This window comes from Thioalkalivibrio sp. AKL8 (assembly GCF_000380525.1).
GTDB lineage: Bacteria > Pseudomonadota > Gammaproteobacteria > Ectothiorhodospirales > Ectothiorhodospiraceae > Thioalkalivibrio > Thioalkalivibrio versutus.
In genome coordinates, this window is sequence record NZ_AQYF01000012.1 from 1 (window position 1) to 21,328 (window position 21,328).

The following is a 21,328-nucleotide window of genomic DNA, read 5'->3' on the forward strand; positions in this document are numbered from 1 at the left end:
CGCCTTCCGCAGCGGTGATGCGTTCGTTGCCTTCCTGGGGTTGGATGTCCGCATACGCGACTCCGGCACGAAACGGGGGCAGCGCAAACTCACCAAACAGGGCGATCCAGAGTTGCGACGGCTGCTCTATCTGGCCGCGATGCAGGCCAAGTCGAAAGCCGCCTGGAGCGACTACTACCAGCGCTGCCTGGACCGTGGCCTGGCGACGACCCAGGCACTGAACGCCTTGGCTCGAAAGCTGGCCCGCGTCGCCTTCGCCCTGATGAAAAATCAGACCGATTACCAACCTAAGATCCCTTGTGGAGAGACATAGAATCTCCTACACGTCGGCACCCCCGGAGCCGAGCCCCTTCGGTGATCGGGCCGTGGCCAAGCCCATCGGCCCGAGCTTCCTCCCTGCGGAGGTAACCGCAGGCGCGGGCGGAGGCTTCGCGAGCAAGCTCGCTCCCACAGGGGGCTTCCCACCTGTTGCATGACCTATTGCCTGGCGACGACCTCGCCGGTGAGTTGGGTGCCGGCGGCAAGGGTGGAGTAGATGGTGCCCTTCTGCACGTTGCGGTGCAGCAGCTCGACCATTTCCTCATCGGCATCGGTGCCGACTTCGACGCGATACTCGATCTTCGCGATGGCCGGTGGGTCGTCCTGGCGCCAGCCGCGCAACTGGATGGAGATGCTGTCCACCTCCATACGCAGCATCGGCAGGGCGCGCTGGATGCCGCGCACCATGCAGGCACCGAGTGACGCCAGCAAAAGCTCCGGCGGACTCAGGGCATCGTCGCGCCCGTCCATGTCGGTGTCCAGGGTGACCTCGGCCTGCTTGGCGTGTGCCAGGCTGCCGTGCGCGTCCACCCGTTCGACGTTCAGCTGATACTCGAGCATGTCATCTCCATCCCGCAGCCGGATCGCAATGCGCGACCCGGCGCCTGGATATCAGTTACTGCCGAGGATGCGCTCGATCACCGCCTGCGGTTCCTGGTAGCCGGACATCTGTTGTCCGCTCTCCGTGATCAGTGCCGGGGTGCCGCGCAGCCCAAGTTGCTGGCCCATGGCCATGTGCTGATCCTGCGGCGTGGCGCAGCTGCCGTCGATGTCGTTCAGCTTGTCGCCTTCCTTGGCACGGTCCATCGCGTCTTCGCGGTCATCCGCGCACCAGATGCGATCCATGATCTCCGGAGAATCGCGACCGAGGACCGGGAACATCAGGTAGCGCACCTTGATGCCAGCCGCCAGATACTCCGGCAGGTCCTGGTGGATTTCGCGGCAGTAGGGGCAGTTCGGGTCGGTGAAGATGTTCAGCACACCGCGAGTGTCACCGTTCGGCGAGTAGGTCACCAGCTCACTGTCGCCGATGGCGGCGAACATGTCGGCGCGCACCCCGCTGAGCGCGGCCTGGGTCAGGTTCTCGCGGGTGTCCAGATCGACCAGGTTGCCCTGAATCAGATAGCGGCCGTCCCCGGACACATAGAGGATATCGGTGCCGTAGCGCACCTCGTAGATGCCAGCCATCGGGGTCTCCCGGATGCTGTCGGCCTCGGCATCCGGAATCACCCGGGCCATGGTTTCCTCGATGGCATCGGTCGCCATGACCGGGGTGCTGAACACGGCCAGGGCCGCGGCAAGGGGAAGAACGCGTTTCAGGAGCATGGATTCTCTCGTGTCAGTACAGAAAACAGAGCCAGTCTAGCAGCCCCCACGCGGGGAACCTGCGAAAGCTGGCAAGAGTGCGTAATAGACGTCAGCCGCGGGGATGATGTTCCGCATGCAGGCTTTGCAGACGGGCGCGTGCGACGTGGGTATAGATTTGCGTGGTCGAGAGGCTGCTGTGGCCCAGCAGCATCTGCACCACGCGCAGGTCCGCCCCGTGATCGAGCAGGTGGGTCGCGAAGGCGTGGCGCAGGGTATGCGGCGACAATGGCGATTCGATGCCGGCACTCCTTGCATGAGCCTTGATACGGTACCAGAAGGCCTGGCGCGTCAGCCCGCGCCCGCGGCGGGTGACAAACACCGCCTCGCAGGGCGGGTGGCCATCCATCAGGTCCGGCCGCGCCTCGCGCTGGAAACGGGCCAGCCAGTGCGCCGCCTCCTCGCCCAGCGGCACCAGGCGTTCCTTGTCGCCCTTGCCGGTGATGCGCACCACACCCTGACGGCTGTTCACCTCCGACTGCTCCAGGCCCACCAGTTCCGACACGCGCAGGCCAGTGGCGTACATCAGCTCCAGCATCGCGCGGTCGCGCAGGCCCACCGCGGTCTCGAGGTCGGGCGCCTGCAACAGGGCGTCCACCTGGGCCTCGGACAGGCTGGCCGGCAACGGGCGTCCGGCGCGGGGCGATTCGATCCCGGCACTGGGGTCATCCTCGCGCTCGCCCTGATAGACCCGATAGCGATAGAAACGCCGGATGCTGGACAGCGCCCGGGTAATGGACTTCGGCCGGGCCCCGGCCTGCATGCGCGCGCTGATGTACCCCAGCAGGTCGGGCGCCCCGGCGGTCTCCAGGTCCACGCCCCTGGGCTCCAGCCAGTGCGCCAGGCCCTCCAGGTCGCGGCGGTACGCCGCCAGGGTGTGATCGGAGAGCCCCTCGACCGCCCAGAGCTCGTCCAGGAAACGATCGAGGGGCGACGAGGTCGTCTCGGCGCTGGTCACGCGTTACGGCTGGCCGCCCCCGGGATTGCCCGGATTGCCCGGTGCCCCCGGGGTCTCGGCGCGGAATTTTCCGGCCAGGCTCTCGAACACCTTGGTCAGTTCCAGCGGCAGCGGGAAGAAGATGCTGTTGGCGGTGCCGTTGGTCGACATGTCGGCCATGGTCTGCAGGTAGCGCAGCTGCAGCGCAGCCGGGCTCGCCTCCATCTTCTGCGCGGCCTGCACCAGCTTCTCGGCCGCCTGCAATTCGCCCTCGGCGTGGATGACCTTGGCGCGGCGTTCGCGCTCGGCCTCGGCCTGGCGGGCGATCGCACGGATCATCGAGTCGTCCAGGTCGACGTGCTTGATCTCGACGTTGGTGACCTTGATGCCCCAGGCGTCGGTCTGCGAGTCGAGGATCTCCTGGATGTCGTTGTTCAGCTTGTCGCGCTCGGAGAGCATTTCATCGAGATCATGCTTGCCGAGGACCGAGCGCAATGTGGTCTGCGCGAGCTGGCTGGTCGCGGCGTAGTAGTCCTCCACCTGGATCACCGACTTGGCCGAATCCACCACGCGGAAGTACAGCACCGCGTTGACCCGTACCGTCACGTTGTCCTGGGAGATCACGTCCTGACTGGGCACATCGAGGGTGATGATGCGCAGGTCGATCCGCACGATCTGCTGGATGCCCGGGATGACGATGATCAGGCCCGGACCCTTGACTGCCTGGAACCGCCCCAGAAAGAAGATGACGCCACGCTCGTACTCGCGCAGCACCTTGATCGACATCACGATGATGGCGATCAGGATGACTAGCGGAACGACAAAGAAACCGAGATCGTTCATGTCCTGCTCCTTCTACGTTGTGAGTACTGCACCGACCGGTCAGCCGGTCGGTGCAGTGCCCGGGGTGTCCTCTTCGGTCGCGGGTTCGACCTGCAACTTGAGTCCGTCGATGGCGGTCACCCGCACCTTCTGCCCCTCGCGCACGGGTGCCGAGGTCTCCGCGTTCCACTGCTCGCTGTGGACCCAGACCCGGCCACTGCGTTCAAAGTCCTCGCGCGCCTCGCCAAGCATGCCGATCATCTCTTCATGGCCGGTGGCGGGCTTCTTGCCCCGCAGACTGAACAGACGCCCCAGCACCCAGACCGACAGGATGCCGATGGCGATGGCCGTGCCGATCACCAGCGGCAGGGCCACATTCAGGTTGGGGTCGTCCCACAGAATGATCGAACCGGTTGTAAACGCCACGATTCCTCCTATGCCCAGGGCCCCGAAACTGGGCACAAAGGCCTCCGCGACCATAAAGATCATCCCCAGCAGCATCAGCGCCAGACCCGCATAGTTCACCGGCATCACCTGCAGCGCGAAGAACGCCAGGATCAGCGCGATCGAGCCAATCACGCCGGGATAGATCGCGCCCGGATTGGCCAGCTCGAAGATGATGCCGTAGATCCCCAGCAGCATCAGGATATAGGCAATGTTCGGGTTGGTGATCACGGACAGCAACTGGGTGCGCCAGTCCGGGTCCATGCGCACGATCTCCAGTCCCTCGGTGGAGAGTGTGCGCTCACCGTCGTGCATGCGCACGGTATGCCCGTCGATCTGGGCGAGCAGGTCGTCCAGGTTGTCCGCCACAAAGTCGATGACGTTCTGCTCCAGCGCCGCGGAGGCGGTCAGGTTGGAACCCTCGCGTACCGTCTCCTCCGCCCAGTCGGCGTTGCGATCATAACGCTCGGCCAGACCGCGGATGTACGAGACCGCGTCCTCCAGCACCTTCCGCCCCATCGCGTCGTCGCCACGCCGCGGGGCCGCCTCGTCCTCCAGCAGCTCTTCCTCGCTGGCCGGCTCCACCTCGCCGTCAGGCGCTCCGTTTTCGCCCGCTGGCGCCTCGTCCGCATCGTCGTCGCTGCGTTCGTCGCCACGGGCCTCGTCGGCGTCCTCGCCCGCTTCCGGCGGATCCATGCCCGGGAGCCCACCGCCCCCCATCTGCACCGGCGTGGCCGACCCCAGATTGGTGGCCGGGGTCATGGCCGCAACATGCGACCCATAGAGCATGTAGGTCCCGGCACTGGCCGCGCGCGAGCCGGCCGGGTGGACATACGTCACCACCGGCACGTCCGATTGCAGGATGTTCTTGATGATGCTGCGCATACTGGAATCCAGTCCGCCGGGGGTATCCAGCATCAGGATCAGGATCTCGGCGTCTTCCGCCTCCGCGCGTTCAATGCCGCGACGGATGTAATCGCCGGTGGCCGGGCCGATGGCGTCCTCCACGGTCAGCATCAGGCCGTGGCGATCCCCGGTATCGGCCATACTCGCCGCGACCAGCCAGCCCGCACCGAGCACCAGCAAGGCCAGCCACAACAGATGTCGCCAGGGGCGCCATCCGCCCTGTCCCGCGTTGCGCCCGAATGGAACCCGCATGGGCTTCCTCTCCCGTCAGGATGGATTCGTCGTACACTGCGTGCGCACACGCGACAGCCGACACCACCACGATAAACCAAAGCCCGGACCGGCGCCGAACCCGCAGACCCGCATGGAAACGCAGGCAATGCAGACCCCGCCCGAAACCCTCACCGCCGTGATCCTGGCCGGCGGCCAGGGCCGCCGCATGGGCGGGTGCAACAAGGGCTGGGTCGAGTACCACGGGCGCCCGCTGATCGAACACGCGATCGAGCGCCTGCAGCCCCAGGCCGCACAGCTGGCCATCAGCAGCAATACCGATATCGACCGCTATCGGGCGCTGGGGTTTCCCTGTCTGTGCGATCGGCACCCGGATTACCGCGGCCCGCTGGCCGGGATCGCGGCGGCCTTCGCAGCCTTCCCCGGCCAGAACCTCCTGTGCGCCCCGGTGGACGCCCCGCATTGCCCGCGGGATCTCGGCGAACGCCTGCAACAGGCCGTGGACCGGGAACACGCCCCGGCCGCGGTCGCCCACGACGGCGAACGGCTGCAGCCGCTGTTCGCGCTGCTGCGCCCGACCCTGGCGCAGGCCCTGCTGGACGACCTGGAGCGCGGGTCCCTGGCCGCGGGACGCTGGTTTCGCGACATGGGGGCAATCCCCGTCGATTTCTCCGATCAGCCGCAGGCGTTCGCCAACATCAACACACCGGATGACCTGGGGAGGGACTGATCATGATCGCTATACTTTCGATCCCGAACCGCAGTGCCCGGGAACGACGCCCATGACCCAGCCGACCATCCCCTCGCCCCTGCCCCGCATCGCCTTCGCCGCCTGGAGCGGCAGCGGCAAGACCACCCTGCTCAAGGGCGTGATCCCGGCCCTGCGCGCCCGCGGCCTGCGCCCGGCAATGATCAAGCACGCCCACCACGAGTTCGACGTGGACAAGCCGGGCAAGGACAGCTTTGAGCTGCGCCACTCAGGGGCGGACCAGATGCTGGTCGCCTCCGGGCGGCGCTACGCCCTGATGGTGGAGACGCCGGAGACCGACGACGGCCGCGTGCCGGATCTGGACATGCTGTGCGCGCGGCTGGACCCGCGACGCTCCGACCTGATCCTGGTCGAGGGCTTCAAGCAGTGGGACCTGCCGAAGATCGAGGTGCACCGCCCGTCGGTCGGCAAGCCGCCGCTGTACCGCGAGGTCGCCGGGGTGATCGCGGTGGCCACCGATGCCCCGACCCTGGACTTCGACGGCCCACTGCTGCCGGTCAACGACCCCGACGCGGTGGCCGCCTTCATCATCGACTACCTGAATATCCATCCCTGAAGCGGAGACATCCCATGCCCGAGGCTGCCCCCGGTTGCGACGAATTCGACCCCAGCGCCAAGACCCTGGAACAGGCCCGTGCCGCGATCCTGGAGGCCTGCCGGACGATCACCCAGAGCGAACAGGTCACGCTGGAAGAGGCCCTCGGGCGCACCCTGGCCCAGCCGATTCACGCACGCATCGACGTGCCACCGGCGGCGGTCTCGGCCATGGATGGCTACGCCCTGCGCGCCGCGGACGCAACGGACGGGGCCTGTCTCGCACTGGTGGGCACATCAGCGGCCGGGCATCCCTGGGATGGCGAGCTGCAGCCCGGCCAGTGCCTGCGCATCCTGACCGGCGCGGTCGTCCCGGCCGGGGCCGAACTGGTCATCATGCAGGAGCAGGTGCAGCGGGACGGGGAATCGATCACCCTGCAAAACGGCGGCCTGACAACGGGACACAACATCCGTGGACCGGGCAGTGACACCGCCGCCGGCAGCCCGCTATATGCTTCCGGGCAGCGCATCGGCGCCGCCGAGATCGGGGTCCTGGCCAGTCAGGGTATCGCCCGGGTAAGCGTGCTGCGCCGGCCGCGCGTGGCCTTCTTCTCGACCGGGGACGAACTGGTCCCCGTCGATCAACCGCTGGGCCCGGGACAGATCCACGACAGCAACCGCCACACCCTGCGCGCGCTGCTGAGCGCCTATCCGGTGGAGGTACTGGACTACGGCGTGATCCGCGACACCGAGGCGGAGGTCTCACGAGCCCTGACCCGGGCCGGTGCGGACGCGGACATGATCATCACCACCGGGGGCGTCTCGGTGGGCGATGCCGATCACGTGACCCGCGTACTGCAGGCCTCGGGACAAGTCGGTTTCTGGAAGCTGGCGATCAAGCCCGGACGGCCACTGGCATTCGGACAGTTCGGCCGCGCGCATTTCTTCGGCCTGCCCGGCAACCCGGTGGCGGTGATGACCACCTTCGCCCTGCTGGTGCGCCCGGCCTTGCTGCAGCTGGCCGGGCGCGACGCGACCGAGCCGCAGACCCTGAACGCCCGCCTGCTGGAGGATCTGTACAAGACCCCGGGCCGCAAGGACTTCCAGCGCGCGTTACTCGAGACTGACGACCGCGGCTGGGTGGTCCGCGCAGCCGGCGGCCAGGGCTCGCACCAGCTGCGCGCGATGAGCGAGGCCAACGCCTACGTGGTTTTGCCCCGCGAGTCCAGCGGGGCCCGGGCGGGGGACTGGGTGGAGGTGCTGCCGTTCCGGGAGATCTTCCCGGAGGTGTGACCCGGGTTGCCGCCCGCGCTCAGGGGGACTGGACGAGCGCGGCGAATTCCCGCTCCAGCAGGGCCTCGTCACCCAGGTTGAGCTCGACCAGGCGCCGCAGGTGCGAGGCGGATTCGAGCGGCATCGCCTCGATCTCCACGCCCAGCCACAGGCCTTCGTGCCAGCACACGCGGCCCTCGACGGTGATGCGCGCCTCGCCGCTGAGCGGGATATCGACGCTGACCTCGTCCCCATCGGCCAGGACCGGAAGATCCGCGCCCTCCAGCAGCACCCCCTTCAGGGAGATATCCTCCACGCGAACCGCGCAGTCCCCGCCGTCGGTGAGCAGGGTAGCCGGAAATTCCAGAGGGATACGTTGAAAGCGTCGCTCCATACGGCAAGACTACGCCCACTCCGCGCCTGCGGCCAAATCCAGAACCATCCGGGAATCCCATGACCGAAACCGCCGCCTCGTCCGTCGACGGCCAGCCGACCAGCCTGCTCCGCCGCCTGGCCGCCATCGTCTACGATGCCCTGCTGCTGGTAGCGATCTGGATGGTCCTTGGCCTGCTGGTGGTTGTCCTCGGCAATACCACCGGGCTGTACTCGCCGCGTGTGCACTTCGTGCTCAACCTGATCGTGGCCTGGGGCTTCTTCTACTGGTTCTGGACCCGCACCGGACAGACGCTTGGCATGCAGGCCTGGAACATCCAGCTGCGCACCGAGGGTGGCCACGCGGTCAATGCCTGGCAGGCGACGCTGCGCTACCTGGTCGCGGTCGCCCAGTGGCTGGTGATCCTGATGGCCATCTGGGCGGTGCGCGAGCACGGCGCCGTGGCGATCACCGTGGTCACGGCGGCGGCGCTGTTCGCGCTCGGCCTGTCGCAGTTCCACCCGCGCCGCTGGATGCTGCACGACTGGCTCTCCAGCACCGAACTGGTACGCATCCAGGGCCTCGCCAAGCCGCGCTGGAAACAGAACCGCAAGAGCTGATCTCGGACCGGTTGTTTGTTTCACCACGAAGCGCACGAAGACACGAAGAAGGGCGCTTCGTGGTGAACAGCCATCAGGGGGCGAGCCAGAGGCCGAGGTCGTCCAGGGCCTCGGCAATCTCGTCGGCGATGCGACGGTAACCACGGGCGTTGGGGTGCACGGGGTCGGCGCGCAGGTCGCGCTCGGACAACACGCCGGAGAGCACGCCCTCGATCAGGGCCACCTGTTCCTCACGGGCGAGTTCGCGATAGATCGGATCGTCCCGCAGGCGCCCGGTGGCGGCCCCCAGGGCCGAGGCCCGCGGCACCCCCAGCAGCAATGGCTGGGCCCCGTGTTCATGCACCGCTGCCACCAGGGCACGCAAATCCTCCTTGACCGCGGCGGGATCGCGCTGGCGCAGAAAGTCGTTGCCGCCCAGCCAGATCAGCACCAGGTCCGGCTGGTGTTCGCGCAGGCTGGGCTCCAGGCGCCCGCGGGCGCTGTTGGCGCGGTCGCCCGGCACCCCGTCATTGATGAATGTCCAGCCGGTAATCGCCGCAAGCCGCGCCGGATAGTCCTCGCCCGAGCCCGCCCCGGTCCCGTGGGTCACGCTGTCGCCGAAGGCGAGCACCGTGGCCTGGCGCGGGAGTGGCTCGAAGTCGCCCGGGCCCGCGCCACCACAGGCCGCCAGCAGGGCCGCCAGCACGATCAGGAACCCGCCGCGCAGCCAAACCCTCATGTCTGACGTCCCATGCGTTGCAGCGCCACCAGCGCGAGGATCAGGAACAGCACCACCGGCAGGCTCGCCGCAACCACCGGGGGCAGGTTGTAGACCAGCCCCAAATGGGTCATCGCGCGCATCACGATGGCGAACGACACGCCGATGGCGATGCCGATGAACAGGCGCCGCCCGGCACCACCCTCGCGCTGCGAGCCGAACAGGAACGGGATCGCCAGCAGCAGCATCACGAAGGTGCTGGCCGGCAGGGTCAGTCGCTGCCAGAACGCGACCTCGTAGGGGGCCGAGTCCAGGCGATTTTCCTGCAGGTAGTCGATGTAGCGCGCCAGGTTCTGCGCCGCCATCTGGCTGGGCTCGACCACCAGAATGTCGAAGTACTCCGGCGCGATCAGGCGCTCGATGACCTCCTCCTCCAGGCGTTCGGGCTCGACGCGCTCCAGCGACAGCCGCGAACGCTCCACGCCCTGCAGCCGCCAGGCCCCGTCCACGTACTGCGCGCTCTGCGCACGCGTAATCTCGCGCGGCTCGCGGGTCGCATCCACCTCGATGATGCGCACGCCGATCAGGCGGTTGCCCGGCAGCACCGCATCCGCCTGTACCATACGCTGGCCATCGCGCGCCCAGAGCCCGATGGGGCTCACACTCAGCTGTTCATCGAAGGCGCTGGCCTTCAGGTTCTGTGCACGACTCTCGGCCGCAGGAGCGAAGAACTCGCCGACCACCACCATCACGACCACGACCACCAGTCCGGCCTGCATCACCCAGCCGATGAAGCGCCCAAGCGTCATCCCGGCGGCCCGCATCGCGGTCAGCTCGCTGTTGGCAGCCAGATTGCCCAGCCACAAGAGTCCGCCGAGCAGCGCCGCCGGGGGCAGCATGTCGTACATCCGCCGCGGCAGGGTCAGCGCCACATACAGCAGCGCCTCGGTCAGGCCATAGTTGCCACGCCCGGTGTCGCGGAGCTCGTCAATCAGCGCGAAGACCGCATCCAGCGCCACCAGCAGGACCACGGCCAGCGCCGTCCCGATCAGGACCTGACGCATGATGTAGCGACCCAGTACGGTCGTCACGAAGCCACCTCGTCACGCTCCACGCGGCGACGGCCGCCACCCGCGCCCCGGCCAAGGCCCAGCATGCCCTTGCGCCAGGCCAGCCAGAGCCAGAAAACCAGCATCAGGCCGTGCGTCCACCAGAGCCCCAGGGCCAGTGGCGTACGGCCATCCGCCAGCTGCCCCTGACCCAGGATCAGGAAGTTCGCGTACAGCACGTAGACACCGATCGCCGCCGGGATGCGGGCATAGCGCCCAGAACGGGGCGGCACCTGGGCCAGCGGCAGCGCGATCAGGGTGAGCACCAGGATGGACAGCGGCATCGCGATGCGCCACTCGAGCTCCGCACGATGGTCCGGCCGATCACGCTCCGCCCACAGCTGAAGCGTAGACATTGCATTCAGCGAGCGTCGCCCAGCCCCGGCATCCGGCTCGGTGATCTGGGTCCGCAGGCGCTCGAACTCGAGCATGCGGAAGCTGCCCTCGCCGGGCACGCCGACATGGCGATAGCCGTTCTCGAGGATCAGGAAACCACTGCCCTCGGCCCCCGGGTCGGGGATCGCGCGCTCGGCTACGGTCACCTGCGCCTCGCCGTCGACCTCGCGGTAGATGAACACCTCCAGCAGGGCCTCGCGGTCCTCGCTCAGGCGCTCGGCAAAAAAGACCTGCTCGCCAACCCGCGAGCGCAGGAAGCGCCCGGGCGTAATGCCGACCAGGTCGGAGCGTGTCTCGGCGAGGTCGCGCAGTTGATCGATCTGGGCCTCGGTGCGTGGCACCACCAGCGTCATCAGCACCAGCAACAGCAGCGTGGCTGGCGCAGCCACCCAGAACAGCGCGCGATAAAACGCGGCGAAGGACATGCCGCTGGCCTGCAGCGCCACCAGCTCGCTGTCGCGCTGCAACCGGCCCAGCACCAGCATGAAGGCCAGGAACAGCGCCACCGGCCAAAGGAACACAATGCCCTTGAACGCGCCGAAGGCGACCATGCCCGGCAGGAAATCCACGGGGATACTGCCCTCGGCAACATCGCGCAGCACCCGCCCCAACACGCCGCCGATGATCACCAGCAACAGCACGACGGTGACCGCGGTCTGCGTGACCAGCAGCTCGCGGGCGATAAGACGCTCGGCGCGGCGCAGGATCATGCGCGCATTACCCCGCGGCCCGCGCGGCGCGTGGTCGGGCGCCGCTTGGCGCTGGTACCATGATCGAACTCATTTTCGGGAGGCATTCATGCAATTCTCCGTCACCACCTCGACCCTCGACAAACCCCGCGCCGGCATCCGCGCCGCCGGGATCGCCCACAAGCGCAAGCCGGCCGCGGGCGCCACCGCCCTGGATGCCGCGCGCGATGGCGAGATCACCGCCCTGCTGAAGGCCGGCGAGATGGACGGCGAGGCCGGCAGCCGGCTGTTGCTGCCTACCGGTGGAGGCAAGGGTAACGCACTCCTGATCGGCCTGGGCGCGAAGAAAGACTTCGATGCCCGCGCCGCACGCAAGGCCGCGCAGACCCTGGCGGCCGCCCTGGTCGAGCGCCCCGCCACCAGCGCGGTGATCGCGGTGGCGGACTTCCAGCCGCGCGGCAAGGACGTCGCCTGGACGGTGCATACCCTGGTGGCGGCGATCTCGGATGCCGCCTACCGCTTCACCCCGTTCAAGGGGAAGGAGAAGACCACCCCGGTGAAGCTGGAGAAGATCCAGCTCAGCGTGGAGCGCGACGAGGCCGAGGCGGCGAAGCGCGCCTGCAGCGAGGCTGCGGCGATCGCCACCGGCGTCAATCGCGCCAAGGACCTGGGCAATACCCCGCCGAATGTCTGCTACCCGGAGAGCCTGGCCGACACCGCGCGCGAAATGGCGAAGCAGAACAAGAAGCTGAAGACCACGGTGCTGGACGAGAAGGACCTGGAGAAACTCGGCGCCGGCGCAATCCTGGCCGTAGGCAAGGGCTCCGAGCGCCCGCCGCGCCTGATCGCCATGGAATACTCCGGCGGCACCAAGGGCGACGCCCCGGTGGTCCTGGTCGGCAAGGGCATCACCTTCGACACCGGCGGCATCTCGCTCAAGCCCGGTGCCGAGATGGACGAGATGAAGTACGACATGTGTGGCGCGGCCAGCGTGTTCGGCGTGATCGAGGCCTGCTGCGAGCTGGGCCTGCCGATCAACGTGGTCGGCGTGGTGACCAGCGCCGAGAACATGCCCGACGGCCGCGCGACCCGCCCCGGCGATATCATCACTACCCTGTCCGGGCAGACGGTGGAGATCCTGAACACCGACGCCGAGGGCCGCCTGGTCCTGGCCGACGCCCTGACCTGGGTCGAGCGCTACAAGCCGAAGGCGGTGATCGACATCGCCACCCTGACCGGTGCCTGCATCATCGCGCTGGGGCACCAGGGCGCGGCCGTGCTCGGCAACAACGAGCGCCTGGCCAAGGGCCTGCTGGCCGCCGGCGAGGAGAGCGGGGATCGCGCCTGGCAGCTCCCGCTGTGGCCGGAGTACCAGGAACAGCTGAAGAGCAATTTCGCCGACATGGCCAACATCGGTGGGCGCCCGGCCGGCACCATCACCGCCGCCTGCTTCCTGTCGCGCTATACCGAGGACTACACCTGGGCGCATGTCGACATCGCCGGCGTGGCCTGGAAGAGCGGCAAGGAAAAGGGCGCGACCGGGCGCCCGGTGCCGATGCTGATGCGCTACCTGCTCGACCAGGCCTGATCGCGGTCCGGCGGGCATGACCCACGTCAGCTTCTACCTGCTCGAGGACCCGGCCCCGGAGGCACGCCTGCGCTTCGTCTGCCGTCTGGCAAAGAAGGCCAGCGGGCAGGGACATCGAGTACATATCCATACCGGCTCGCCGGAGCTGACGCGCACCCTGGATGAATGGTTGTGGACCTTCGAGGACACTGCCTTCCTGCCGCACAGCACCGACGTGCGCGACACGGATGTCCCGGTCTCCCTGCACGAGGCGCACGCCCCGTCGGATCGTTGCGACGTGCTGATCAACCTCGCCCCCGAGGTCCCGGAGTACTGTGGGCGTTTCGAACGGGTCGCCGACATCGTTGGCGGCGACGAGCCAGGCCGCGAGGCCGGCCGGGCCCGCTACCGCTTCTTCAAGGAACGCGGCTACCCGCTGGACCACCACAGCATCCAGTAAGGACTGCGGAAGAGGCGGATCAGACGCGCGGCGGCGGGTCGGCGATCTCGCGTAGCCACTGCTCCAGTTCGAACAGGGGCAGGCCGACCACGTTGGTGTAGGAGCCCTCGATCCACTCGACGAAGGCGGCGCCGCGGCCCTGGATGGCATAGGCGCCGGCCTTGCCGCGCGGCTCGCCGGTCGCCCAGTAGGCCTCGATATCGGCCGGGCTCAGCTCGCGCAGGCGTACCCGGGTCGTCACGTGACGGGCGCGCATGGCCTCGCCGGGGCGCCACAGGGCCATGCCGGACACGACCCGGTGCTCGCGCCCGGACAGCCGCCCGAGCATGGCGGCGGCGTCGGCGAAATCCGCGGGCTTGCCCAGTGCGTCGGCATCCACGGCGACCACGGTGTCGGCCGCCAGCACCCACTGGCCGGGCGCCAGGCGATCGCGCGCCGCCTCCGCCTTGGCGACGGCCAGGCGCTCGACCAGGGCCTCCGGCGTCTCGCCCGGCTGCGCGCTCTCGTCCACGTCCATCGGCGCCACCTCGAAGGCGAGCTGGACCTGCTCCAGAAGCTCCCGCCGACGCGGCGAGGCGGAGGCGAGCAACAGCGGCGGCGTCAGGCTCATGCGGGACTCAGGCGCGGTGATAGGGGTGGTTGTTGAGCAGCGACCAGGCGCGGTAGAGCTGCTCGGCGACCAGCACCCGCACCAGCATGTGCGGGAAGGTCAGCGGCGACAACGACCAGGCCCACTCGGCGCGGGCGCGCACGGCCTCGTCCAGCCCGGCGGCCCCGCCAATCACCAGCGCGACGTCACGACCGTCCGCCTGCCAGTCCTCCAGGCGCTTGGCCACGCCCTTGGTGTCGACCGCCTTGCCACGCTCGTCCAGCAGGATCACGCGCGCACCCTCGGGGATCGCCTTCAGCAGGATCTCGCCCTCGCGGCGCAGGAGCGTGGTGGTGTCCATCGACTTCGCGCCCGAGGGACCCGCCAGCGCTTGCAGGTTCAGCTCCAGCTCGCGCGGCAGGCGCCCGGCGTATTCGGCGAAGCCCTCCGCCACCCAGTCGGGCATGCGCTTGCCGATCGCGATCAGGTCCAGGCGCATCGGGCGAGGCCTCGCACGGCGTTCAGCGCCGCAGGCGCCGGACCCGCTCCAGGCTGGGGTCCTCGGGGGCGGCCTTTTCGGTGTCCGCGGCCTCCTCCGCCATCCAGAGCTTCTCCAGGTTGTAGAAGTCGCGGGTCTCCGGGAGCATCACGTGAACGATCACATCGTTCAGGTCCACCAGCACCCACTCCTGGCTCTCCTGACCCTCGACTCCCAGCGGCGGGATACCGGCCTGCTTGGCCTCGGTGGCCACCGACTCGGCGGTGGACTGCACGTGACGCCCCGAGGTGCCGGAGGCGATCACCATGAAATCCGTCAGCGTGGTCTTGCCACGCACGTCGATGGTGCGGATGTTCTGTGCCTTCATGTCGTCCAGAGCGGTGGTCACCAGCTCCAGGAGTTGTTCGCTGTTCATTGTGTCGGTCATGTCCCGTGATTGCGGTTCGACCCGGCCCGGTACAGACCGTGGTCCTGGATGTAGCGATTGACGGCCCCGGGGAGCAGGAAGCGCGGGCTGCGCCCGGCCTGCAGCTCGTCCCGGATGGCGGTGGCGGAGATGTCGAGCTGGGTGACCGGCTGGAAGTAGACCAGCCCCCCGGGCGCCTTGCGCAGGGCCGCCGGGTCGTGCGTCGCGGCGTTCCCCAGCCAGCCGCCCAGATCGTGGGAGGCCGGGCTGCCGGGGCGGTGCGAGACCACGATATGCGCCAGCTCGAAGATCTGCTGCCAGCGGTTCCACGATGGCAGCCCGGCGAAGGCATCCATGCCCATGATCAGCACCAGCGGCGCGTCCGGCCCCAGCTCCTCGCGGAAACTGAGCAGGGTATCCACGGTGTAGGACGGCCCCTGACGATCCAGCTCGCGACGGTCGGCGACGAATCCCGGTACGTCCGCAATCGCCTGCTCCACCATCGCCAGGCGGTCGTCGCTGCCGGTGCCGGGGCTCGCACGATGCGGCGGTACGTGGCAGGGGATGAAGTGCACGCGCTCCAGCCCCAGGTGCTGCTGGATCTCCAGCGCCGGGCGCAGGTGGCCGAAGTGGATCGGGTCAAAGGTGCCACCAAGGATCCCGATCACGCGGGGATCGCCCCAGGGAGACGCTGATTCAATCGCGCGTCTCCCTTAGCCACGTACATGGCCGTCGCCGAACACCACGTACTTGAGCGTGGTCAGCCCGTGCAGGCCCACCGGGCCCCGGGCATGCAGCTTGTCAGTGGAGATGCCGATCTCCGCGCCCAGGCCGTACTCGAAGCCGTCGGCGAAGCGGGTGGAGGCATTCACCATGACCGAGCTGGAGTCCACCGCGCGCAGGAAACGCCGGGCGCGGGTGTAGTCCTCGGTCACGATGCTGTCGGTGTGGTGCGAGCCATAGGTATTGATGTGATCGATCGCCATGTCCAGGTCGTCGACCACGCGGATCGCGAGGATCGGCCCCAGGTACTCGGCCACCCAGTCGTCCTCGGTGGCCTCGGCGATGTCTGCCCCGCTGCTGGCCAGGATGGCACGGGTGCGCGCGCAGCCGCGCAGGCTCACCTGGTGCTCGCCCAGGGCCGCGGCCAGGAGCGGCAGAAAGGCCTCGGCCAGGTCCGCGTGCACTAGCAGCGTCTCCATGGTGTTGCAGGTGCCATAGCGCTGGATCTTCGCGTTCACCGCGATGGCCAGGGCCTTGTCGGCATCCGCACCGCCATCCACATACACGTGGCACACACCATCCAGGTGCTTGATCACCGGGATCTGCGACTCGTTGCTGACGCGCTCGATCAGGCCCTTGCCCCCGCGCGGGACGATCACGTCCACGTACTGCGGCATGCGCAACAGCGCGCCGACCGCCGCGCGATCGGTGGTCGGTACCACCTGCACCGCCTCGCGCGGCAGGCCCGCCTGCTCCAATCCTGCCTGGATGATTGCGGCCAGGGCCTGATTGGAGTGCAGCGACTCGGAGCCGCCACGCAGGATCGCGGCGTTGCCCGACTTCAGGCACAGCGCGGCGGCGTCGATGGTCACGTTCGGGCGCGATTCATAGATGATGCCGATCACGCCCAGCGGCACGCGCATCTGGCCGACCTGGATACCGCTCGGCTGGTAGGCCATATCGGAGATTGTGCCCACCGGGTCGGGCAGCCCGGCTACCTGGCGGCAGCCCTCGATCATGGTATCGATGCGGGCATCGGTCAGCGCCAGGCGATCCAGCATCGCGGCGTCCAGGCCGCGCTCGCGCCCGGCCTCCAGGTCACGGCTGTTGGCCTCATTCAGCTCGGCGCGGCGCGCGGCGATGCCCTCGGCGATCGCATGCAGTGCGGCGTTCTTCGCCCCCGGCTCGGCCTCGGCCATACGCCGCGATGCGGCGCGCGCAGCGCGGCCGAGCGCCTCGACCTGGGCGACCACGCCGCTGGTAGCGGTGGATTCAGTGGGGTTCACGGCAGCGTTCATGCAGTCAGACTCGTTGAGAATTCAGTGCGGGTTCGGGTCGGGTCAGCGGCCGCCCCGCCATACGGGCCACCAAGTCTAGCAACCCCTGCCGGGCATTGCCGTTTTCCTGACCCTTGATGACCCGATCCACGCGCGCGGCCTCGCCCAGCAGGCCCCGCGCCGCGCTCAGGTCCAGGCGCGACATTGCCTGGCGCAGGGCCTTCTGGCCGTCGCCAAAGCTGCCCTGGAACGCCTCGCGGTCGGGCGCACCGGCGGCCTTGCGCTCCATCGCCTGCACCAGCAGCCGGCACTCGCGCGCCAGCGCCCACAGGATCAGCGGCTCGGCCTGGCCCTCGTCCAGCAGCCCCTCCAGCATGCGCAGGGCGTGGCGGACATCACCGCGCAGCGCGGTCGGGGCCAGGGCGAACAGCTCGAAGCGGGCCGCGTCCGTGGTGGCCTCCGCCAGCACGGTCTCGTCGATCTCGGTCACGCCGGCCAGCGCCAGCTTCTCGATCTCCTGGCGTGCGGCCAGCAGGTTGCCCTCCACCCGCGCGACCAGCAACGCCAGCGCCGGGTCGGTGATGCGCAGACCGTTCTTCTGCAGCCGCGCACGGATCCAGCTACCCAGCTGGGCCGGCGGCACCGGGCGCGCGTGGATCACCACCGCACGGTTCTCCAGGGCCTTGAACCAGGCCGCCCGCCGCATGTCGCGATCCGGCCGCGGCAACTGCAGCAGCAGAACCAGGTCAGCCTGCGGGTCGCCGGCGTAGGCCTTCAGGTGGTCGCCACCGGTCTTGCCCGGCTTGCCGGTCGCCAGGCGCACGTCCAGCACCGTGCGCTCGGCAAACAGCGACCGGTCGCGGATCGCGGCCTCGAACGGGCCCCAGTCCGATTGCGCGGTCAGGTCCAGCACCGTGCGCTCCAGGAAGCCCTGCTCGCGGGCGGCAGCGCGGATCACATCGGCCGCCTCGATCGCCTGCAACGGCTCCTCGGCCAGCAACAGGTAGATCGGCGCGAGCCCGCGCGCCAGATCCTGCTCCAGGCGGGCGATATCCAGCGCCATTACGGGGCCGGGTCCTCCGCGGCTTCGCGCAGGCTGCCGTCCGGCTCGATCAGGGCGGCAATCCGGCGCTGCAGCTGGCTGACGATGTCGCGGTCCATCGCCTCGCGCAGGGTGGATTCGCGCTCGCCCCGGCTGAGCACCGCGGTGCCATCGAACAGATAGATGCGCGAGGCGCGCATTGGCCCCAGGTCGACCGCCTCCCCGTCCACCGGGCGCAGGCGCGCGTCGACCGTGCGCACCAGTTCGTACTCGGACACCCGCGCGGCCTCGGTCACCGACAGGGTGCGGCGCTGATCGTTGACCGAACGGATCTCCAGGATCGCACCCTGCCCCTCCGGGCGCTGGCGCACGACGTCCACGCCCGAGGAGCCCAGGGTCACGGCCAGTTCGCGGTACAGCGAGTCGCGCGCATTGATGCCAGTGATCTGCACCGGATTCAGTGTCTCCGGCCACTCGCTACTGCCACGCAGCTGAAAGCCGCAGGCGGCCAGCGCGGCCACCAGGACCAGTACCAGACCCGCGCGCAAAAGGACGCTCATTGCGGCTTCACCACGAAGTTGACCAGACGGCCGGGAACGACGATCACCTTGATCACATCCTGCCCCTCGATATGGCGCTGCACGTTTTCGTCGTTGCGCGCAACGGTCTCGATCGCGTCCTTGTCGGCCCCGGACGGGACCGCAATCTCGGCACGGCGCTTGCCGTTCACCTGCACCGCCAGGGTCTCCTGCGCGGCCTGGCGTGCGGCCTCGTCGACCTGCGGCCATTGCGTGGCGGCCACCAGCTCGTCGTAACCCAGGGTCCGCCACAGCGTTTGGGTCACGTGCGGGATGATCGGGGCCAGCATGCGCACGATGCCCTCCAGCGCCTCCTGGCGAACGGCCGCGGCCTCGGCTGCGTCCTGCGGGAACTTGCCGAGGTCGTTCAGCAGTTCCATGTTCGCGGCCACCGCGGTGTTGAAGGTCTGGCGCCGGCCGATGTCGTCGGTAACCTTGGCGATGGTGTCGTGCAGCTTGCGCCGCAGCTCGCGCCCGGCATCGTCCAGCGCGTCCGTGTCCAGCGCCCCGGGCGACTCGCCGCCCACGTGCTCGTGCACCGCGCGCCACAGGCGCTTGATGAAGCGATGCGCGCCCTCCACGCCGGAGTCGGACCATTCCAGCGACAGGTCCGGGGGTGCGGCGAACATGGTGAACAGCCGCGCGGTATCCGCGCCGAAGCGCTCGATCAGGGCCTGCGGGTCCACGCCGTTGTTCTTCGACTTGGACATCTTCTCCATGCCGCCGACCGTGACCGGCTGGCCATCCTCGCGGTGGCGCGCGGCCTTCACCGAGCCGTCCTCGGCGCGTTCCAGTTCGACGTCCGCCGGGTTGATCCAGTCCTTCCCGCCGTCATCGCGTTCGCGGTAGAAGGTGGGTGCGATCACCATGCCCTGGGTCAGCAAGCGGGTGAACGGCTCGTCGGAGGCCAGCAGGCCCTCGTCGCGCAGCAGCTTGTGGAAGAAGCGCGCGTACAACAGGTGCAGCACCGCGTGCTCGATGCCGCCGACGTACTGGTCGACCGGCAGCCAGTGGTCGGCGCGCGCATCCAGCATCGCCGTGTCGTTGTCGGCACAGGCGTAGCGGGCGAAGTACCAGCTGGATTCGAAGAAGGTGTCGAAGGTATCGGTCTCGCGCCGCGCCGGATTCCCGCATTCCGGGCACGGCGTCTCGAAAAACTCCGGCATGCGCGCCAGCGGCGAGCCGGCCCCGTCCGGGATCACGTCCTCGGGCAGGCGCACCGGCAGATCCGCTTCCGGGACCGGCACGGCGCCACAGGCCTCGCAGTGGATCACCGGGATCGGGCAACCCCAATAGCGCTGGCGCGAGATGCCCCAGTCGCGCAGGCGGTAGTTGCGCCGGCGCCGGCCCAGCCCGGCCTGCTCCAGGTGCTCGGCGATCGCGGCCTTGGCCGCCTCCGATGCCTGGCCGTCGAAATCCCCCGAGTTCACGAGCACGCCGGCGTCGGTGAACGCGGCCTGCTGCACATCGACCGTGGCGCCATCCGCCGGAGCGATCACCTGGCGGATCGGCAGGCCATATTTCGTCGCGAACTCGTGGTCGCGCTCGTCATGCGCGGGCACGGCCATCACCGCGCCGGTGCCGTATTCCATCAGCACGAAGTTGGCGACCCAGACCGGGACATCCTCGCCGGTCAGCGGGTGGCGGGCGGTGAAGCCCAGCGCGCGGCCCTTCTTCTCCATCGTGGCCAGGTCCGCCTCGGCCACCCCGCCCTGCGCGCAATCCGCGACAAACGCGGCCAGCTCGGCGTCCTGCTCCGCCAGCGCCTGCACCCGCGGGTGCTCCGGCGCCAGCGCCATGTAGGAGACGCCGAACAGGGTATCCGGGCGCGTGGTGTAGACGGCCAGCGCCTCGCCACCGTCCACCGCGAACTCGAGCTCCACGCCCTCGGAACGCCCGATCCAGTTGCGCTGCATGGTGCGCACCTGGTCCGGCCAGCCGTCCAGCTCGTCCAGGGCCTCCAGCAGCTCGTCGGCGTAGTCGGTAATCCGCAGGAACCACTGCGGCATCTCGCGGCGCTCGACGACCGCCCCGGAGCGCCAGCCTCGGCCCTCGATCACCTGTTCGTTGGCAAGCACGGTCTGGTCCACCGGGTCCCAGTTCACGGTCGCCTTCTTGCGATAGACCAGGCCCTTCTTCAGCAGGCGCACGAACAGCCACTGTTCCCAGCGGTAGTAGTCGGCGTCGCAGGTGGCGAACTCGCGCGACCAGTCGTAGGCAAAGCCCAGGCGCTTGAGCTGGGTGCGCATCTGCTCGATGTTCTGCCGCGTCCAGGCCGCCGGCGGCACGTGGTTCTGCATCGCCGCGTTCTCGGCCGGCAGGCCGAAGGCGTCCCAGCCCATCGGCTGCAGCACACTGCGCCCCTGCATGCGCTGGAAGCGCGCGATCACGTCGCCGATGGTGTAGTTGCGCACATGGCCCATGTGCAGCTTGCCCGAGGGATACGGGAACATGGACAGGCAGTAGAACGGCTCGCCGGCGGCATCCTCGCGCGCACGGAAGCAATCGGCCTCCTCCCACTGGCGCTGCACCTGCGCCTCGATCATCTCCGGGGAATACTGCTCCTGCATGTGGCCCACCTGCCCTGTGTGTTCGCGTGAAACAAAGAACTGCGCAGAATACCAGTCGCCCCCACCCCCTCCAAGCGGCTGGGAAACGGCCCGGCCACCCCTCGCCACACGTCTTCGATGTGATATCCGTCACGC

At 68.7% G+C, this 21,328-nt stretch carries 24 protein-coding genes; 7 read left to right on the plus strand and 17 right to left on the minus strand.

All coding sequences use genetic code 11. The annotated features are described in order from the left end of the window. A partial coding sequence (locus tag G335_RS13610) for an IS110 family transposase (protein WP_043689836.1) occupies positions 1-313 on the plus strand: 313 nt, incomplete at its 5' end. Positions 314-477: 164 nt separating this feature from the next. Here G335_RS13610 and G335_RS0112470 read toward each other — a convergent pair. From G335_RS0112470 to G335_RS0112490, 5 genes are all read right to left on the minus strand, one after another. Continuing rightward, a complete protein-coding gene (locus G335_RS0112470) occupies positions 478-879 on the minus strand; it encodes an OsmC family protein (protein ID WP_018168173.1) in 402 nt (133 codons plus the stop codon). A 51-nt stretch (positions 880-930) separates the two neighbouring features. Further along, complete coding sequence (locus G335_RS0112475) at positions 931-1,644, minus strand: DsbC family protein (RefSeq protein ID WP_018168174.1); 714 nt, start codon at positions 1,642-1,644, stop codon at positions 931-933. 91 nt (positions 1,645-1,735) lie between these two features. Then, a complete protein-coding gene (xerD, locus tag G335_RS0112480) occupies positions 1,736-2,641 on the minus strand; it encodes a site-specific tyrosine recombinase XerD (RefSeq protein ID WP_018168175.1) in 906 nt (301 codons plus the stop codon). A 3-nt stretch (positions 2,642-2,644) separates the two neighbouring features. After that, on the minus strand, positions 2,645-3,463 hold the full coding sequence (locus tag G335_RS0112485) for a slipin family protein (protein ID WP_018168176.1): 819 nt from the start codon (positions 3,461-3,463) through the stop codon (positions 2,645-2,647). A 39-nt stretch (positions 3,464-3,502) separates the two neighbouring features. Further along, entirely contained in the window at positions 3,503-5,044 is a 1,542-nt protein-coding gene (locus G335_RS0112490) for a nodulation protein NfeD (RefSeq protein ID WP_018168177.1), read from the minus strand. 127 nt (positions 5,045-5,171) lie between these two features. On the opposite strand from G335_RS0112490, the gene mobA reads away from it, so the two are divergent. Genes mobA through glp form a run of 3 tightly spaced genes read left to right on the plus strand, consistent with a single transcriptional unit; the run spans position 5,172 to position 7,619 of the window. Continuing rightward, complete coding sequence (mobA, locus tag G335_RS0112495) at positions 5,172-5,753, plus strand: molybdenum cofactor guanylyltransferase MobA (protein ID WP_018168178.1); 582 nt, start codon at positions 5,172-5,174, stop codon at positions 5,751-5,753. A 52-nt stretch (positions 5,754-5,805) separates the two neighbouring features. Next, complete coding sequence (mobB, locus tag G335_RS0112500) at positions 5,806-6,348, plus strand: molybdopterin-guanine dinucleotide biosynthesis protein B (protein ID WP_018168179.1); 543 nt, start codon at positions 5,806-5,808, stop codon at positions 6,346-6,348. Between the two features lie 14 nt (positions 6,349-6,362). Beyond that, positions 6,363-7,619, plus strand: coding sequence for a gephyrin-like molybdotransferase Glp (glp, locus tag G335_RS0112505; RefSeq protein WP_018168180.1), 1,257 nt, complete (start codon positions 6,363-6,365; stop codon positions 7,617-7,619). A 19-nt stretch (positions 7,620-7,638) separates the two neighbouring features. On the opposite strand, the gene G335_RS0112510 is transcribed toward glp, so the two are convergent. Then, positions 7,639-7,992, minus strand: a complete 354-nt coding sequence (locus G335_RS0112510; RefSeq protein WP_018168181.1) for a PilZ domain-containing protein — start codon at positions 7,990-7,992, stop codon at positions 7,639-7,641. A gap of 59 nt (positions 7,993-8,051) precedes the next feature. Between G335_RS0112510 and G335_RS0112515 the strand changes: the two genes are divergently transcribed. After that, on the plus strand, positions 8,052-8,591 hold the full coding sequence (locus tag G335_RS0112515; RefSeq protein WP_018168182.1) for an RDD family protein: 540 nt from the start codon (positions 8,052-8,054) through the stop codon (positions 8,589-8,591). 73 nt (positions 8,592-8,664) lie between these two features. On the opposite strand, the gene G335_RS0112520 is transcribed toward G335_RS0112515, so the two are convergent. The 3 genes from G335_RS0112520 to lptF are packed head-to-tail and all read right to left on the minus strand — an operon-like array spanning position 8,665 to position 11,503. Next, positions 8,665-9,309 (minus strand): GDSL-type esterase/lipase family protein, encoded by a 645-nt coding sequence (locus G335_RS0112520; RefSeq protein ID WP_018176971.1) that lies wholly within the window; start codon positions 9,307-9,309, stop codon positions 8,665-8,667. After that, on the minus strand, positions 9,306-10,379 hold the full coding sequence (lptG, locus tag G335_RS0112525) for an LPS export ABC transporter permease LptG (RefSeq protein ID WP_018176972.1): 1,074 nt from the start codon (positions 10,377-10,379) through the stop codon (positions 9,306-9,308). The genes G335_RS0112520 and lptG overlap by 4 nt, the downstream gene beginning before the upstream one ends. Then, positions 10,376-11,503, minus strand: a complete 1,128-nt coding sequence (gene lptF / locus G335_RS0112530) for an LPS export ABC transporter permease LptF (protein ID WP_018176973.1) — start codon at positions 11,501-11,503, stop codon at positions 10,376-10,378. Before lptF ends, lptG begins: the two co-directional genes overlap by 4 nt. 88 nt (positions 11,504-11,591) lie before the next feature. On the opposite strand from lptF, the gene G335_RS0112535 reads away from it, so the two are divergent. Together G335_RS0112535 and G335_RS0112540 are read left to right on the plus strand one after the other, a co-directional pair. Then, positions 11,592-13,070, plus strand: a complete 1,479-nt coding sequence (locus G335_RS0112535; protein ID WP_018176974.1) for a leucyl aminopeptidase — start codon at positions 11,592-11,594, stop codon at positions 13,068-13,070. 16 nt (positions 13,071-13,086) lie between these two features. Next, entirely contained in the window at positions 13,087-13,509 is a 423-nt protein-coding gene (locus G335_RS0112540) for a DNA polymerase III subunit chi (RefSeq protein WP_018176975.1), read from the plus strand. 19 nt (positions 13,510-13,528) lie between these two features. Here G335_RS0112540 and G335_RS0112545 read toward each other — a convergent pair whose 3' ends face one another. From G335_RS0112545 to leuS, 8 genes are read right to left on the minus strand one after another with little or no spacing between them, the layout of a single operon-like run. After that, positions 13,529-14,119, minus strand: a complete 591-nt coding sequence (locus G335_RS0112545; RefSeq protein WP_018176976.1) for a nucleoside triphosphate pyrophosphatase — start codon at positions 14,117-14,119, stop codon at positions 13,529-13,531. A 7-nt stretch (positions 14,120-14,126) separates the two neighbouring features. Next, entirely contained in the window at positions 14,127-14,597 is a 471-nt protein-coding gene (gene rlmH / locus G335_RS0112550; RefSeq protein ID WP_018176977.1) for a 23S rRNA (pseudouridine(1915)-N(3))-methyltransferase RlmH, read from the minus strand. 22 nt (positions 14,598-14,619) lie between these two features. Then, positions 14,620-15,012, minus strand: coding sequence for a ribosome silencing factor (gene rsfS, locus G335_RS0112555; RefSeq protein ID WP_018146421.1), 393 nt, complete (start codon positions 15,010-15,012; stop codon positions 14,620-14,622). An 8-nt stretch (positions 15,013-15,020) separates the two neighbouring features. Then, complete coding sequence (gene nadD / locus G335_RS0112560) at positions 15,021-15,671, minus strand: nicotinate-nucleotide adenylyltransferase (protein ID WP_018168190.1); 651 nt, start codon at positions 15,669-15,671, stop codon at positions 15,021-15,023. A 45-nt stretch (positions 15,672-15,716) separates the two neighbouring features. After that, entirely contained in the window at positions 15,717-17,024 is a 1,308-nt protein-coding gene (locus tag G335_RS0112565; RefSeq protein ID WP_018176978.1) for a glutamate-5-semialdehyde dehydrogenase, read from the minus strand. Positions 17,025-17,028: 4 nt separating this feature from the next. Beyond that, a complete protein-coding gene (gene holA / locus G335_RS0112570; protein WP_018176979.1) occupies positions 17,029-18,066 on the minus strand; it encodes a DNA polymerase III subunit delta in 1,038 nt (345 codons plus the stop codon). After that, positions 18,066-18,605, minus strand: a complete 540-nt coding sequence (lptE, locus tag G335_RS0112575) for an LPS assembly lipoprotein LptE (RefSeq protein ID WP_026304845.1) — start codon at positions 18,603-18,605, stop codon at positions 18,066-18,068. Before lptE ends, holA begins: the two co-directional genes overlap by 1 nt. Next, a complete protein-coding gene (gene leuS, locus G335_RS0112580) occupies positions 18,602-21,193 on the minus strand; it encodes a leucine--tRNA ligase (RefSeq protein WP_018176981.1) in 2,592 nt (863 codons plus the stop codon). The genes lptE and leuS overlap by 4 nt, the downstream gene beginning before the upstream one ends. Between the last annotated feature and the right edge of the window lie 135 nt (positions 21,194-21,328).

Coding starts and splice junctions, on each gene's coding strand:
- G335_RS0112490 (WP_018168177.1), bottom strand. CDS start 5,044: ATGCGGGTTCCATTCGGGCGCAACGCGGGACAGGGCGGATGGCGCCCC.
- G335_RS0112470 (WP_018168173.1), bottom strand. CDS start 879: ATGCTCGAGTATCAGCTGAACGTCGAACGGGTGGACGCGCACGGCAGC.
- mobA (WP_018168178.1), top strand. CDS start 5,172: ATGCAGACCCCGCCCGAAACCCTCACCGCCGTGATCCTGGCCGGCGGC.
- glp (WP_018168180.1), top strand. CDS start 6,363: ATGCCCGAGGCTGCCCCCGGTTGCGACGAATTCGACCCCAGCGCCAAG.
- lptE (WP_026304845.1), bottom strand. CDS start 18,605: ATGAGCGTCCTTTTGCGCGCGGGTCTGGTACTGGTCCTGGTGGCCGCG.
- G335_RS0112540 (WP_018176975.1), top strand. CDS start 13,087: ATGACCCACGTCAGCTTCTACCTGCTCGAGGACCCGGCCCCGGAGGCA.
- G335_RS0112565 (WP_018176978.1), bottom strand. CDS start 17,024: ATGAACGCTGCCGTGAACCCCACTGAATCCACCGCTACCAGCGGCGTG.
- G335_RS0112510 (WP_018168181.1), bottom strand. CDS start 7,992: ATGGAGCGACGCTTTCAACGTATCCCTCTGGAATTTCCGGCTACCCTG.
- G335_RS0112475 (WP_018168174.1), bottom strand. CDS start 1,644: ATGCTCCTGAAACGCGTTCTTCCCCTTGCCGCGGCCCTGGCCGTGTTC.
- lptF (WP_018176973.1), bottom strand. CDS start 11,503: ATGATCCTGCGCCGCGCCGAGCGTCTTATCGCCCGCGAGCTGCTGGTC.
- rsfS (WP_018146421.1), bottom strand. CDS start 15,012: ATGAACAGCGAACAACTCCTGGAGCTGGTGACCACCGCTCTGGACGAC.
- holA (WP_018176979.1), bottom strand. CDS start 18,066: ATGGCGCTGGATATCGCCCGCCTGGAGCAGGATCTGGCGCGCGGGCTC.
- rlmH (WP_018176977.1), bottom strand. CDS start 14,597: ATGCGCCTGGACCTGATCGCGATCGGCAAGCGCATGCCCGACTGGGTG.
- G335_RS0112485 (WP_018168176.1), bottom strand. CDS start 3,463: ATGAACGATCTCGGTTTCTTTGTCGTTCCGCTAGTCATCCTGATCGCC.
- G335_RS0112535 (WP_018176974.1), top strand. CDS start 11,592: ATGCAATTCTCCGTCACCACCTCGACCCTCGACAAACCCCGCGCCGGC.
- G335_RS0112515 (WP_018168182.1), top strand. CDS start 8,052: ATGACCGAAACCGCCGCCTCGTCCGTCGACGGCCAGCCGACCAGCCTG.
- leuS (WP_018176981.1), bottom strand. CDS start 21,193: ATGCAGGAGCAGTATTCCCCGGAGATGATCGAGGCGCAGGTGCAGCGC.
- G335_RS0112545 (WP_018176976.1), bottom strand. CDS start 14,119: ATGAGCCTGACGCCGCCGCTGTTGCTCGCCTCCGCCTCGCCGCGTCGG.
- G335_RS0112520 (WP_018176971.1), bottom strand. CDS start 9,309: ATGAGGGTTTGGCTGCGCGGCGGGTTCCTGATCGTGCTGGCGGCCCTG.
- mobB (WP_018168179.1), top strand. CDS start 5,806: ATGACCCAGCCGACCATCCCCTCGCCCCTGCCCCGCATCGCCTTCGCC.